Here is a 13,519-nt window from a genome sequence, read left to right on the forward strand (position 1 = left end):
GCGCGGCCTATCGGCTGTTCGGCGTTGCTGTCAACGCGCTGGCTGCGCCCTGTATCTCAAGGACGGGTCGCCCGGAGGCATCCGCGCCTGCCGCGTATCGGCGCGGCGGGTCAGATACTGGCCGGTTGCGGTTTGCCGGGGAGGGCGGGGGCAGGGTCCGGCTTTTCCTCCAGCACGGGGACGGTGCGCAGGCGCAACAGGTTCGCCGCCCCCACCAGCACCGCCACGCCCGCCATCACCATGAACGGGCTGTAGCTGTCGGTCCGTTCCAATATGATGCTGAGCAGGATCGCGCCCACCGTCATCGCGCCGCCCGACGCGGCGATGAGCAGGCCCAGCACCGTGCTGTAATTGTCCATCCCAAAATAGCGGACGACTGCATAGGCCATGATGTCCGACTCCGCGCCGAAGGAGATGCCGAACATGCCCACCGCCAGGATCAGGACCGCAACATGGGTGACGGGCGAGGCGAGGATGAACAGGCCGATCCCCGATATGGCCATGCCGGTGAAGGCCACCCAATGGGTCGGGAAACGGTCGAGCGCCGCACCGAGGCCGAAGCGTCCTATCATCATGCCGATGGCGAAGGTGGAGATGATGAGGCCCGCCGCGGTGGGTGAGAGTTTCTTGTCCAGCAGCATCACGTTGAGTTGCGATTGCGCCAGAGCATAGGGGATGCAGCACAGGAAGGCGCTGGAGAAGATGATCCAGAACACCGGGTTGCGCAGGATCGCGGGATAGTCCTTTGCGGCGTTGCGCCGGGGCGTGGTGCCCGCCGGCGCGGCGCGGAAGGGCGGAATGAGCAGCAGCGCGACGATCCCCGCCAGCGCGCAGAAGATACCGAACGCCACCGCACCGGTGCGCCAGCCATGGGCGGCGACATATTGGGCGAAGATCGGTGCGCCGACCGCGCCCGCAATCGCCGGACCACAGGCCATGATGCCCAGCGCGATGCCGCGCGCAGCGGTGAAGCGTTCCGCCACCACCCGGCAATAAACGGTGGTGGTCGTCGTCGCGCAGAGCAGTAATTGCAGGATGTTGATCGCATAATAGAGGCGGATGTCGCCGGTCAGCATGCTCATCCCCACCCAGCTCAGCGGATAGAAGATCAGGCCGAACAGGATCGCCTTGCGCGCGCCGATCACGTCCGCGACCCGTCCGGCGAGCGGGATGGAGATCATGCCAAGGATATAGATGCTGCCGATCAGCGCGAGCTGCGCCTTGGTCCAGCCGAATTCGGCGAGGAGATAGGGGGCCATGATGCTGTGGGCATAGCCGTTGATCGACAGGCCGGAGCCAAGGCCGAGCGTGGCGCCCGCCAGCGCGCGCCAGTTGACGCGAAATTCCTTGCCATAGCGTGTCAAACCATACTCTCCCGGTCGGGGGACGTCCGCGTGCGGGTCCGCCTCTTGTCCATGCGGGGCAGGCCCGGCGCGGCCACCATATGCGGTCGAACGGGCCATGCAAGGGGAAGGGGATCGCCGGTGCGGTGAATGACCGGCCGCCCGCCTTGCCGTCAGGGACGCGCCCGCTTGCCAGGATGGGCATGGCCGGCGGGAGTCGACGCGTTGTTCCGCACGCTTTCGCATTGACGGGGAGCGGGGCGGGATGATGAACTAGAGACTGAAAATCACCGGCAACAGGAGCAGGCCGGGACGAGGAGGATGTATGAGCGGCCTGAGCGTCACACCCTTGCAGGATGATCTGCCCTTTGGCGTGCGGATCGCGGGGCTGACCCTGCCCTTGCTGGAACAGGAAGGGGTGCGCGCGCGCATCAACGCCCTGTTCGAGGAGAAGGGGCTGATCGTCTTTGCGGATGTGGAGCCGAGCAGCCACATGCATGTGGCGATCAGCAATGTCTTCGGTCCGCTTAAGGAGCATCCCAACCCCGCCGTGACGCGGGTGGAGGGTGAGGGCATGCCGGGCGTGATCGACATGCGCCATGTCCCCGGCGAGGGCGGTGTGGTGGAGATCAACGGTCAGCGGTTGTCCATGTGGCTGCCTTGGCATTTCGACCATTGCTACAATGATGAACTGAACCGGGCGGGCGTGCTGCGCGCGATCGAGGTCGCGCCGGAAGGCGGATTGACCGGCTTTGCGGATGGCATCGACCTGTATCGGTCGCTCTCGCCCGACCTGCGCGACCGGATCGAGGGGCGCGACATCCTCTATACGATGAACCTCAATTACCGGAACATGCGGTTCGGCAAGCCGGAAGGGCTGGTCGAGATCACCCCCAAGCCGGGCGCGGAAGCGGTGGAAGAGGCCGCCCGTCAACATCCCCGCGCGCTCCACCCCGCCATATGGACGCGGGCGACGGGGGAGAAGGTGCTGCACGTCTCCCCCTGGATGGCGGCGGGGATCAAGGGGGAGGAGACGGCAGAGGGCGACGCGCTGCTGGAGGCGGTCTGCCGGGAGATTGGGGCGAAGGCGCGCGCCTATTTCCACCAATGGAACCTGACCGACATGCTGATCTGGGATAATTGGCGGATGTTGCACAGCGTCACCGGCATGGCGCCCGAACATGGCCGCCGCATGCAGCGCACCACGATCAGGGGCGACTATGGGCTGGGCCGGTTCGAGGATGGCGGCACCGGCGGCCGGATATTGGAAATGACGGTCTGAGGAGCGGGATTTGGCGCAGATCGACATAGACGGCATCGGCATCGGTTATCAATGGGTCGGGGAGGAGGGAGCGCCCCCGGTCGTCATCACGCCGGGCGGGCGTTACCCACGCGACACGCCGGGCATGCCACAACTGGCGGAGACGATTGCGGCGTCCGGGCGGCGGGTGTTGCTGTGGGATCGACCCGGATGTGGCGATTCGGACATCAGCTTTGCGGGAGACAGCGAATCGGCGCAGCATGTCGATGTGCTGGTGAAACTGCTGCGTGCGCTGGGCACGGGGCCGGTGGCGATGCTGGGCGGGTCAGCGGGGTCGCGCATCTCGCTGCTGGCGGCTGCGCAGGTGCCGGAGCATGTTTCCCACCTCATCCTTTGGTGGATCAGCGGCGGGCCGATCAGTCTGGCGCAACTGGCCGCCTATTATTGCGGCGACAACGCCATCGCCGCCGCGCGGGGAGGGATGGAGGCGGTCGCGAAGCTGCCCGGATGGGCGGAGCAGATCGCCCGCAATCCGCGCAACCGGGACATCATTATGGCGCAGGAACCGGAAGCGTTCATCGCCCGGATGCAGCGGTGGGCCGCCGCCTACGCCTATTCGGAAAGCTCGCCCGTGCCCGGCATGGCTGCGACGGACTTTGCCCGGCTGACCATGCCCGTCCATGTCTTTCGCAGCGGCGCGAGCGACATGAGCCACACCCGGCGAACCAGCGAATGGGTGCAGCAATCCATCCCGCACGCCCATCTGGTCGAACCGCCATGGCCGGATCAGGAATGGAACAATGCCAGCCTGATCCCCAACGCGCCAGGACGCGGGCGATTCGAACGCTGGCCGCTGCTGGCCCCGCAGATTGTGGCGTTTCTGGACGGGGGCCGGGCGTAACCATTTGGCAGGACCGCACACCGTCCCTATGACGGCGACCGTGCCGGTTGCCCTGCCCCCATCCCCCGAACCCTTCGTCCTGCTGGACGATGCACGACCTGTCGCGGGGGCGGTTGCGCGCCTCTATCGCGATCCGGTGGGCGAAGTGGCGGCGTGGCGACCGGACGCGGTGCCCGCCGCCCTCAAACAGTTGCGCGCCGCAACTTCGCGGGGCCTGCATGCTGCGGGCTATCTCCATTATGAGGCGGGGCATGGGCTGGAGCCTGCCCTGACGCCATTGGCACAGGCTGTGCCAGAGAGCGTAGCCCCGCTCCTGTGGTTTGGCCTGTTCGAACGGTGCGAGATGCTGTCCGCCGATACGGTGCCGGGATTGCTGCCGTCCCCGGCGTTGTCCGGCCATGGTACGGCCTGTCCCGTCATCGACGCGGAGTCCTATCGGGCGGCGGTGGGGCGGGTGCTGGATTATATCCGCGCGGGTGACATTTATCAGGCGAACCTGACCTTTGCGGCCTCGGTCGGCCTGCCGGGCGATCCGCTTGCCGCCTATGCCGCGATCCGCCCGCGCGCGGCCATGGGGCATGGTGCGCTGATCCGGCAGGACTGGCGGCATATCCTGTGCTTTTCGCCGGAGAATTTCTTCAGCGTCACCAACGGATTGGTCGAGACATTGCCGATGAAGGGCACTGCGCCCCGCCATGTCGATCCCGCCACCGACGCCGCGCTGGCCGCAGAACTGCGCGCTGATCCCAAGCAGCGGGCGGAAAATCTGATGATCGTCGATTTGATCCGCAATGACCTTTCGCGGGTCTGCGCGGCGGGCAGCGTTACGGTGCCCGACCTGTTCACCGTCGAATCCTATCCCACGGTCCACCAGATGACGTCGCGCGTCATCGGGCGGTTGTGCGAGGGAGTGGACGCCATCGACACGCTGGCCGCGCTGTTCCCCTGCGGTTCCGTGACCGGCGCGCCCAAGATCCGGGCGATGCAGGTAATTGCCGAGGTGGAGCAAAGGGTACGCGGAATCTACACCGGCGCGATCGGCAGCCTCTCCCCCGACGGCGATGCCCGCTTCAATGTTGCGATCCGCACCATTTCGTTGGAGAAGGACGCGCAGGCCACCGGCATGGGGGCCGCCATGGGACTGGGGTCCGGCATCGTCGCCGACTCCCTGCCCATGAACGAGTGGACCGAATGTCTCGACAAGGCGCGCTTTCTGGAACGGGCGCCGGACGGGCGCGCAACGCAGGGGATTGAGGATTGACCGAAGGCCAGGCCCGGTTTGACCTGTTCGAGACGATGGCCCTCGATCCGCACGAGGGGATCACGCATCTCGAACGGCATATCGCGCGCATGCAGGCTAGCGCCGAACTGCTGGGCTTCCGGTTCGACCGGCATCGGCTGCGTAATGAATTGCAGGCCGCGACATTCCGCGTGACGGAGCCGAGCCGGGTGCGGATGATGCTGTCGCGCGGTGGCGCGCTGGCGGTGGAGGTGCGATCCAGCCTCGCCTGGCCGAATGCGGTGATCCCGGTCGCGGTGGTGCCCCGCCCGGTGCCCGTCGACGACATCCGCCTCTACCACAAGACCACCGACCGCAGTCCCTATGACGCGGCGCGTGCAGCGGGCGGCACGTTCGAAGTGCTGATGACCGACCCGGACGGCTATCTGACCGAAGGCAGCTTCACCTCCGTCTTTCTGGAGCGGGACGAGCGGCTGGTCACGCCGCCGCTATCGCGCGGCCTGTTGCCCGGCGTGTTGCGCCAGCACCTGATCGAGATTGGTGAGGCGGTGGAGGGCGATATTCGCGTGTCCGACATCAAGGGTAATTTTTTCATCGGCAATGCTGCGCGGGGACTTGTCGCGGCAACGCTGGTTGCCCGGCGCGGCGATCACGGTTAAAGGACGCCGCGCGCGGGCATTTCGGGGGACGACCTTCCGGGACCGGCGCACATTCCGCACCTTCGCCTAACGATCTGAAAGGCAGCTCCCATGTCTCGCACGTCCGCCGCCCTTGGCCGCATCCAGCCCAGCGCCACCCTCGCCATGACCGGCCGGGTCAACGCCCTGAAGCGTCAGGGGATCGACGTTATTGGCCTGTCCGCAGGTGAGCCGGATTTCGACACGCCCGATTTCGTCAAGGATGCCGCCATTGCCGCGATTCGCGCAGGGCAGACCAAATATACCGACGTCGACGGCACCGCCGAACTGAAGGCGGCCATCGTCGCCAAGTTCAAGCGCGACAACGAACTCTCCTACGAGACGTCGGAGATCAGCGTGAACGCGGGCGGCAAGCACACGCTGTTCAACGCGCTGGTCGCGACAGTGGACGTGGGCGACGAGGTCATCATCCCCGCGCCTTACTGGGTCAGCTATCCTGACATCGTGAACTTTGCGGGCGGCACGCCGGTGTTCATTCAGGGGCCGGCGGCGCAGGGCTACAAGATCACCGCCGAGCAGCTGGAAGCCGCGATCACGCCGCGCACCCGCTGGGTCTTGCTCAACTCGCCGTCCAACCCGTCGGGCGCGGCCTATAGCGCGTCCGAACTGAAGGCGCTGGGCGACGTGCTGGAGCGTCACCCGCATGTGCTGGTCATGACCGACGACATGTATGAGCATGTCTGGTACGCGCCGACCCCCTTCGCGACCATCGCGCAGGTGTCGCCGAACCTGTACGACCGCACGTTGACCGTTAACGGCTGTTCCAAGGCGTATAGCATGACCGGCTGGCGCATTGGCTATGCGGGCGGGCCGCAGTGGATCATCAAGGCGATGGCCAAGTTGCAGTCGCAGTCCACGTCCAACCCCTCGTCGATCAGTCAGGCGGCGGCGGTCGCGGCGCTGAACGGTGACCAGAGCTTCCTCGACGACCGCAACGCCGCATTCAAGAAGCGCCGCGATCTGGTCGTCGCCATGCTGAACGATGCGCCGGGCCTGTCCTGCCCCGTGCCGGAGGGCGCCTTCTACGTCTATCCCGACGCCAGCGGCGTTATCGGCAAGAAGACGCCGTCGGGTCAGGTGATCGGCACGGACGAGGAACTGATCAACTATTTCCTCGACCAGCACCAGGTCGCGGCGGTGCATGGCGGCGCCTTCGGCCTCGCCCCGGCTTTCCGCATCAGCTATGCGACGTCGGAGGAAATTTTGAAGGTCGCTTGCACGCGCATCCAGGAAGCCTGCGCCGCGCTGAGCTGACGCCTCCACAAGATTAAAATCATGCGGGCGCGGAAGAGGACATCTTGTTTTCTCCCGCGCCCGCACCATTTCGTCTCGACCCGGTTGCGTTATGCAACCTGTCCGGCGGCCGGGATCAATTTCCGTTCAGATATGCCCGGCTATACGGATGACACGGCGGCCACCCCCGCCCATGGCGAAGCGAGACGATGATGATGCATGTCCTGACAAGCGATGTGATGCTCCGCTTTCTTGGCGGTTTCGGCATTGGATGCCTGCTGGTGGTCAGCGGCGCGTTCGATATGTTCAACGGTATCGCATGACCATCGGCGGCCCCTTAAAGGCTGTTGCGGCTGGGTTGCTGCTGGCCCTCGCCCCTGCCTGCGGGGTTGCGGCGGAAATGACGGTCAACGCTCCCGCCCCGCGCATCGACGCCGCATCCTCCGCCAAGGTGGAGACAGCGGTATTCGCAGGTGGATGCTTTTGGGGCGTGGAGGGCGTGTTCAGCCATGTGAAGGGCGTGACGTCCGTCACTTCGGGTTATGCGGGGCCGAATCGGCCTGCGGTCAGCTATGAGCAGGTCAGCACAGGCAATACCGGCTATGCCGAGGCCGTGCGCGTCACCTATGATCCGAAGATCGTCTCCTATGGCACGTTGATGCGGGTCTTCTTCTCAGTCATCACCGACCCTACGACGTTGAACTATCAGGGGCCGGATCATGGCACCCAATATCGCAGCGCATTGTTTCCGCTGAACGGCGAGCAGGACAAGGCGGCGCGTGCCTATCTCGCGCAACTTGGCAAGTCTGGCCTTTGGTCGGGGCCGATCGTGACGAAGGTGGAGCCGTATCGCGGGTTTCAGGCGGCGGAAGGCTATCATCAGGACTTTCTGGCCCGCAATCCGCGCCACCTCTACATCCAGAAATGGGATGCGCCCAAGGTCGCAGCGCTGAAGGCGGGGTTCCCTGCCTTGTGGCAGGCCGGGGCGTCACGCTGAGCAAGCGCACACAGGACGAGGGACTGGGCGGCTGTTTGGGATCGTTGCGATTCTGAATGCGCCTGCCAGAGGTCCGACCCGGTGCTATCGTCTGCCGCCGTTCTGATCTGGTGTAGTGGATGTCTCGCCTGTCGATCTTGATCGAGAGCGGGCATCCTCTTCTTCCTCTTCCCGCATTGCACCATCGAAAAGCCCGGAAAACTGCGAAAAATCAGTGGTAAAATGCTGGACGAAGCGGGTTGGGCGCGCCATTCTGTTGCCGATATGAAGAATAAAATGGTGAGAGGATGGCGGATCGCTCCGCCGCTGCTGGCTTTGGCATTCGCCCACTCCGCGCTGGTGCAGCCTGTGTTGGCGCAGTCCCCTTTGCCGCAGTCTTCTCCTCCGATGCAGGCTGGCGGCAATACCCCGGACCTGCCGCCCATCCCGGTCGCGAAGGATAGTCCCTGGCCGGGCGGTCCGATGCGGATCGAGGTGGATGCGAGCGATATCATCCGCCGTATCGTCCGGGTGCGCCAGACCATCACCGTTGCGCGATCCGGGCCGCTGATCCTGCTCGCGCCGCAATGGTTGCCCGGCCATCATGCCCCGCGTGGCGAGATAGAGAAGCTGGCCGGCCTGACCTTCACCGCCGATGGGCAGACGCTCGGCTGGCGACGCGATCCGCTCAATGTCCATGCCTTTCACCTGACCGTCCCGGCGGGTGCGAAGGCCGTCGTCGCGGACTTCCAATATGTCGCGGCGACTGACCGCGATCAGGGCCGCATCAAGATCGGCAGCGCGGTGATGAACCTGCAATGGGATAATCTGTCTCTCTATCCCGCAGGCTATGCGGCGCGGCAGATTCCGGTGCAGGCACGCATCACCATGCCCGCTGGCTGGACGGACGCGACAGCCCTGCGCGGCACACGCAGCGATTCCACGACCAGTTATGCCACGACCGACTATGAGACGCTGATCGATTCGCCGGTGTTCGCGGGCCGCTTTGCCATGTCCCATGATCTGGGTCAGGGTGTCCGGCTGAACATTGTCGCCGATAGCGCGGCGGAACTGGTCGCAACGCCCGACCAGGTGGCCCGTCACCGCAGGCTGGTCGCGGAAACCGTTGCCCTGTTCGGTGCGCGGCCGTTCGACCATTATGATTTCCTGCTGGCGATCAGCGACGAGATGGGGCGGATCGGGCTGGAGCATCATCGGTCCAGCGAGAACGCGGTCGGCACTGGCTATTTCAGCCGCTGGGAGAATGGTCCAGGTGACCGCAACCTGTTGCCGCACGAACTGGTGCATAGCTGGAACGGCAAATATCGCCGCCCCGTCGGCCTCGCCACGCCCGACTATGCCACGCCGATGCGGGGTGAACTGCTATGGGTCTATGAGGGGCAGACCCAATTCTGGGGCTATGTGCTCGGCGCGCGGTCGGGAATGTACAGCAAGGACCAGACGCTCGACGCTCTCGCCACCATCGCGGCCAAGTTGGACATTGCGCAGGGGCGGCAATGGCGACCGCTGGCCGACACGGTCATGGACCCGATCATCGCCGCGCGCCGGCCCAAGGCGTGGACCGACTGGCAGCGCAGCGAGGATTATTACAATGAGGGGCTGATGCTGTGGCTGGAGGTTGATGCGCTGCTGCGGCAGGGCACCGGCGGCAAGCGCGGGCTGGACGATTTCGCCCATGCTTTCTTTGCTGCGCGTGATGGTGACTGGACGCTGTCCACTTATGGACGAGCCGACATCGTCGCCGCGCTGGGGCAGGTGATGCCCTATGACTGGGAGGGTTTCCTGACCCGGCGGGTAGACAGCGTGCAGCCGGAACTGCCCAAGGCGGGGCTGGAACTGGGTGGCTATCGGCTGGTCTATCGCGACACGCCGGGTGCCGCGGTGCGCGAACGGGAAGCGGACAGCAAGCTGATCGACCAGAGTTATGGCGTCGGCCTGACCGTCAAGGATGATGGCTTTGTATCGGCGGTTATCTGGGACAGCGCCGCCTTTCGCGCGGGCCTGCGCGTCGGCGACCGGGTCGTGGCGGTGAACGCGACCGAATATAGTCGGGCCCGCTTCCTCGACGCGCTGCGCAATGGCGCGGAGGGCGGCAACGGACGGCGAACCGAGGTGATTGTCAGGCAGGGCAAGGCCGTGCGTACAATTGCTCTCGATTATTCCGGCGGCATTCGCTATCCGCGCCTGCAAAAGACCGGGGAGGGTGACGGCAGTCTCGACAGGCTGCTCAAGCCTCGTCTCTGAAAACCGGGTCCAAAGCGAGAGCAACATAATTGCAACCCCTTGCGGGCATTACCGCGCGCGGACATCCCGCGCGGGCGATCCCCGCAAAACGAACAGGCGAAGAAGACAGATGCGTATCGACATGATCCCGGTGGGCAGCAATGTGCCCGAAAGCCTCAACGTCATCATCGAAGTGCCGACCGGCGGCGAACCGGTGAAATATGAATTCGACAAGGCATCGGGCGCGCTGTTCGTGGACCGCATCCTGCACACGCCGATGCGCTACCCCGCCAACTATGGCTTTGTGCCGCACACGCTGTCGCCCGATGGCGATCCGATCGACGCACTGGTCGTCGCCCGTTCGCCCTTCGTCCCCGGCTGCGTCGTGCGCGCCCGCCCCATCGCCGTACTGAACCTGGAAGACGAGCATGGCGGTGACGAGAAACTGGTGTGCGTCCCCGACGACAAGACCTTCCCCTATTATTCGGACGTGAAGGAAAAGGACGACCTTCCCGACATCGTGTTCGCGCAGATCGAGCATTTCTTCACCCACTATAAGGATCTGGAGAAGGACAAGTGGGTTCGCGTCGGCATCTGGGGCGACGCCGCCGAAGCCAAGCGCTTGCTGATCGAAGCGATCGACCGCTATGAGGAAGACAAGAAGGCCAAGGGCGCCTGATCCTTTTGGCTTGACGGATAGGGGCGGTGGCGCGGAGTTTCGCGCCGCCGCCCTTTTCGTTGGGGGAAGAGCAGCGGCCGCCTGTTTCGGGCATGGAAACTCGTTTGTCTTGAGCTTGCCGAAAGACAGTTTTGGCCTTCGGACATGGTGAGTGGACGGGGCGTGCAGCCGTTCCGCGTCTCAGGTCGAACGGGATTTGGGCTTCCACGATACCGCCAGAATTCCCGGTGGTACCGTCTCCCGGTCCGGCTCTCAGGAGCATCCACAGGTCCGGCCTTTCGGGGCATTTCCCTGGCCCCTTTTTCCTTCCCCCGTGCCCCCCAACTGCTTATAGACTCGGCATGGCAGAAGAACCCGCAAACACCCCGAACCAGAATGACTATGGCGCCGACAGCATCAAGGTGCTCAAGGGCCTCGACGCAGTCCGCAAACGGCCGGGCATGTATATCGGCGACACGGATGATGGCTCCGGCCTCCATCATATGGTGTTCGAGGTCAGCGACAATGCGATCGACGAGGCGCTGGCGGGGCATTGCGACCGCATCGACATTGCGCTGAACCCGGACGGTTCGGTTTCCGTGACGGACAATGGGCGCGGCATCCCGACCGGCATCCACAAGGAAGAGGGCGTGTCCGCCGCAGAGGTCATCATGACCCAACTCCATGCGGGCGGCAAGTTCGAGAACACCAGCGACGACAACGCCTATAAGGTGTCGGGCGGCCTGCACGGCGTCGGCGTGTCGGTGGTCAACGCGTTGTCGGAGTTCCTGGACCTGACCATCTGGCGCGATGGCGAAGAACATTATATGCGCTTTGCCCATGGCGACGCCGTCGCCCCGCTGAAGGTCGTCGGCCCGTCCAATGGGCAAAAGGGCACGCGCGTGACCTTCCTGCCCAGCCCGGCGACGTTCAAGATCACCGAGTTCGACTTCGACAAGCTGGAGCATCGCTATCGCGAGCTGGCTTTCCTCAACAGTGGCGTGCGCCTCTTCCTGACCGACGCCCGGCATGAAGAGAAGAAGACGGTCGAGCTATATTATGAAGGCGGTATCGCGGCCTTCGTCAAATATCTCGACCGCAACAAGCAGCCCTTGATGCCGGAGCCGGTGGCGATCACCGGCACGCGCGACGATGTGACCATCGACGTGGCGCTGGAGTGGAACGACAGCTATTATGAAAATGTCCTCTGCTTCACCAACAACATCCCGCAGCGGGACGGCGGCACGCACCTTGCCGCGTTCCGCGCCGCGCTGACCCGCACGCTCAACAATTATGGCGACAAGTCCGGTATCCTGAAGAAGGAAAAGGTCGCGCTGACCGGTGAGGACATGCGCGAGGGCCTGACCGCCATCGTGTCGGTGAAATTGCCCGATCCGAAATTCTCGTCGCAGACCAAGGACAAGCTGGTCTCGTCGGAAGTGCGCCAGCCGCTGGAAAGCCTGATGGCGGACAAGCTGGCCGAATGGCTGGAGGAAAATCCTGGTCATGCCAAGTCGATCATCAGCAAGGTCATTGATGCCGCCGCCGCGCGTGAAGCGGCGAAGAAGGCGCGCGAGTTGACCCGGCGCAAGGGCGCGATGGACATCGCTTCCCTGCCCGGCAAGCTGGCCGACTGCCAAGAGCGCGATCCATCCAAGTGTGAACTCTTCCTGGTCGAAGGCGATTCGGCCGGCGGTTCCGCCAAGCAGGGCCGCGACCGCCATTTTCAGGCGATCCTGCCCCTGCGCGGCAAAATCCTGAATGTGGAACGTGCTCGCTTCGACCGGATGCTGTCGTCGAAGGAAATCGGCACGCTGATCCAGGCGATGGGCACCAGCATCCGCGAGGAGTTCAACCTCGAAAAGCTGCGCTACCACAAGATCGTCATCATGACCGACGCAGACGTCGATGGCGCGCATATCCGCACGCTGCTGCTGACCTTCTTCTATCGCCAGATGCCGCAGATCATCGAGAACGGCCATCTCTACATCGCCCAGCCGCCGTTGTATAAGGCGGCGCGCGGCCGGTCGGAGGTGTATCTGAAAGACGATGCGGCGCTCGACCAATATCTGGTCGACAATGGCATCGACGCGCTGGTGCTGGAGACGAGCGAGGGGCAGCGGTTCGGTGACGATCTGCGCAGCCTGATCGAGCATGCCCGTCGCATGCGTAGCCTGATGCGCTATGTGCCGCGCCGCTATGATCCGGCCATCGTGGAGGCGCTGGCCCTGTCCGGCGCACTCGACCCGGAGATGGAGCGCAGTGGCCGCGAGGCCGCGCTGAATGCGTCGGTGCGCTGGCTGTCCGCTGCCGATCCGGAAGGCACCTGGACGGCGAGCGTGTCGTCGGAGGGCGGCTATGACGTGCAGAAGCTGCTGCGCGGCGTGACCGACCATCATATGATTGAGGCCGGCTTCCTCCAGTCCGCCGAGGCGCGCAAGCTGCACAGTCTCGCGCAGGAACAGGTCGATGCCTATGCGACCACCAGCCGCCTGATCAGCAGTCGGGGCGCGGCCAAGGCGCAGGAGCAAGCCGATGCCGCCGCCATCGAGGCTGGCGCCGAGGAGGAAGAGATCGCGCCCAGCAGCGCCGCGGCCAAGGGCACGCACGTTAGCCGTCCGAGCGAATTGCTGGATGCCGTGCTGGCCGCAGGGCGTAAAGGCTTGTCCATCCAGCGTTACAAAGGCCTGGGCGAGATGAATGCGGACCAGCTGTGGGAAACCACGCTGGACCCCAACAACCGCTCGATGCTGCGCGTGGAAATTGATCAGGCGGATGTCGCCGACGAGATTTTCACCCGCCTGATGGGTGATGTGGTGGAACCGCGCCGCGAATTCATCCAGGATAATGCGCTGAACGTCGCCAACTTGGACGTCTGACGGAAGTTCGCGCACCGAAAGGGCGCGGCTGGCCCTTCCTGAAATCTGCATGGTATCGCTGCGGAGCGGGCGTGGTGTGTGATTGC

General features: G+C 64.5%; 10 protein-coding genes. 9 read left to right on the top strand and 1 reads right to left on the bottom strand.

Annotation, left to right across the window (positions count from 1 at the left end; genetic code table 11):
• Positions 1–110 precede the first annotated feature (110 nt).
• A complete protein-coding gene (locus LWE61_RS01585) occupies positions 111–1,364 on the bottom strand; it encodes an MFS transporter (RefSeq protein ID WP_234148177.1) in 1,254 nt (417 codons plus the stop codon).
• A gap of 304 nt (positions 1,365–1,668) precedes the next feature.
• On the opposite strand from LWE61_RS01585, the gene LWE61_RS01590 reads away from it, so the two are divergent.
• The 9 genes from LWE61_RS01590 (at position 1,669) to gyrB (ending at position 13,433) form a co-directional block, all read left to right on the top strand.
• The gene (locus tag LWE61_RS01590; RefSeq protein ID WP_234148179.1) at positions 1,669–2,625 is read left to right on the top strand and encodes a TauD/TfdA dioxygenase family protein; all 957 of its coding nucleotides are present in this window, start codon (positions 1,669–1,671) and stop codon (positions 2,623–2,625) included.
• Positions 2,626–2,635: 10 nt separating this feature from the next.
• Complete coding sequence (locus LWE61_RS01595) at positions 2,636–3,505, top strand: alpha/beta fold hydrolase (protein WP_234148181.1); 870 nt, start codon at positions 2,636–2,638, stop codon at positions 3,503–3,505.
• 28 nt (positions 3,506–3,533) lie between these two features.
• Complete coding sequence (pabB, locus tag LWE61_RS01600; RefSeq protein WP_234148182.1) at positions 3,534–4,766, top strand: aminodeoxychorismate synthase component I; 1,233 nt, start codon at positions 3,534–3,536, stop codon at positions 4,764–4,766.
• Positions 4,763–5,404, top strand: a complete 642-nt coding sequence (locus tag LWE61_RS01605) for an aminotransferase class IV (RefSeq protein ID WP_407696175.1) — start codon at positions 4,763–4,765, stop codon at positions 5,402–5,404. The genes pabB and LWE61_RS01605 overlap by 4 nt, the downstream gene beginning before the upstream one ends.
• A 90-nt stretch (positions 5,405–5,494) precedes the next feature.
• Entirely contained in the window at positions 5,495–6,697 is a 1,203-nt protein-coding gene (locus tag LWE61_RS01610) for a pyridoxal phosphate-dependent aminotransferase (RefSeq protein ID WP_234148184.1), read from the top strand.
• 298 nt (positions 6,698–6,995) lie between these two features.
• On the top strand, positions 6,996–7,673 hold the full coding sequence (msrA, locus tag LWE61_RS01615; RefSeq protein ID WP_234148186.1) for a peptide-methionine (S)-S-oxide reductase MsrA: 678 nt from the start codon (positions 6,996–6,998) through the stop codon (positions 7,671–7,673).
• 276 nt (positions 7,674–7,949) lie between these two features.
• Positions 7,950–9,917: a M61 family metallopeptidase gene (locus LWE61_RS01620; RefSeq protein WP_234148187.1), complete on the top strand. Its 1,968-nt coding sequence runs from the start codon at positions 7,950–7,952 to the stop codon at positions 9,915–9,917.
• Between the two features lie 109 nt (positions 9,918–10,026).
• Positions 10,027–10,575, top strand: a complete 549-nt coding sequence (gene ppa / locus LWE61_RS01625) for an inorganic diphosphatase (protein ID WP_234148190.1) — start codon at positions 10,027–10,029, stop codon at positions 10,573–10,575.
• A gap of 341 nt (positions 10,576–10,916) precedes the next feature.
• The gene (gene gyrB / locus LWE61_RS01630; RefSeq protein ID WP_234148191.1) at positions 10,917–13,433 is read left to right on the top strand and encodes a DNA topoisomerase (ATP-hydrolyzing) subunit B; all 2,517 of its coding nucleotides are present in this window, start codon (positions 10,917–10,919) and stop codon (positions 13,431–13,433) included.
• The last annotated feature ends 86 nt before the right edge of the window (positions 13,434–13,519 follow it).

Origin of the sequence: Sphingobium sufflavum (assembly GCF_021403115.1) — a bacterium.
In the GTDB taxonomy this organism is placed as follows: domain Bacteria; phylum Pseudomonadota; class Alphaproteobacteria; order Sphingomonadales; family Sphingomonadaceae; genus Sphingobium; species Sphingobium sufflavum.

Excerpts from the sequence above, each read along its gene's own strand:
- LWE61_RS01590 (WP_234148179.1), top strand. The coding sequence starts at position 1,669 with ATGAGCGGCCTGAGCGTCACACCCTTGCAGGATGATCTGCCCTTTGGC.
- gyrB (WP_234148191.1), top strand. The coding sequence starts at position 10,917 with ATGGCAGAAGAACCCGCAAACACCCCGAACCAGAATGACTATGGCGCC.
- ppa (WP_234148190.1), top strand. The coding sequence starts at position 10,027 with ATGCGTATCGACATGATCCCGGTGGGCAGCAATGTGCCCGAAAGCCTC.
- msrA (WP_234148186.1), top strand. The coding sequence starts at position 6,996 with ATGACCATCGGCGGCCCCTTAAAGGCTGTTGCGGCTGGGTTGCTGCTG.
- LWE61_RS01610 (WP_234148184.1), top strand. The coding sequence starts at position 5,495 with ATGTCTCGCACGTCCGCCGCCCTTGGCCGCATCCAGCCCAGCGCCACC.
- LWE61_RS01620 (WP_234148187.1), top strand. The coding sequence starts at position 7,950 with ATGGTGAGAGGATGGCGGATCGCTCCGCCGCTGCTGGCTTTGGCATTC.
- pabB (WP_234148182.1), top strand. The coding sequence starts at position 3,534 with ATGACGGCGACCGTGCCGGTTGCCCTGCCCCCATCCCCCGAACCCTTC.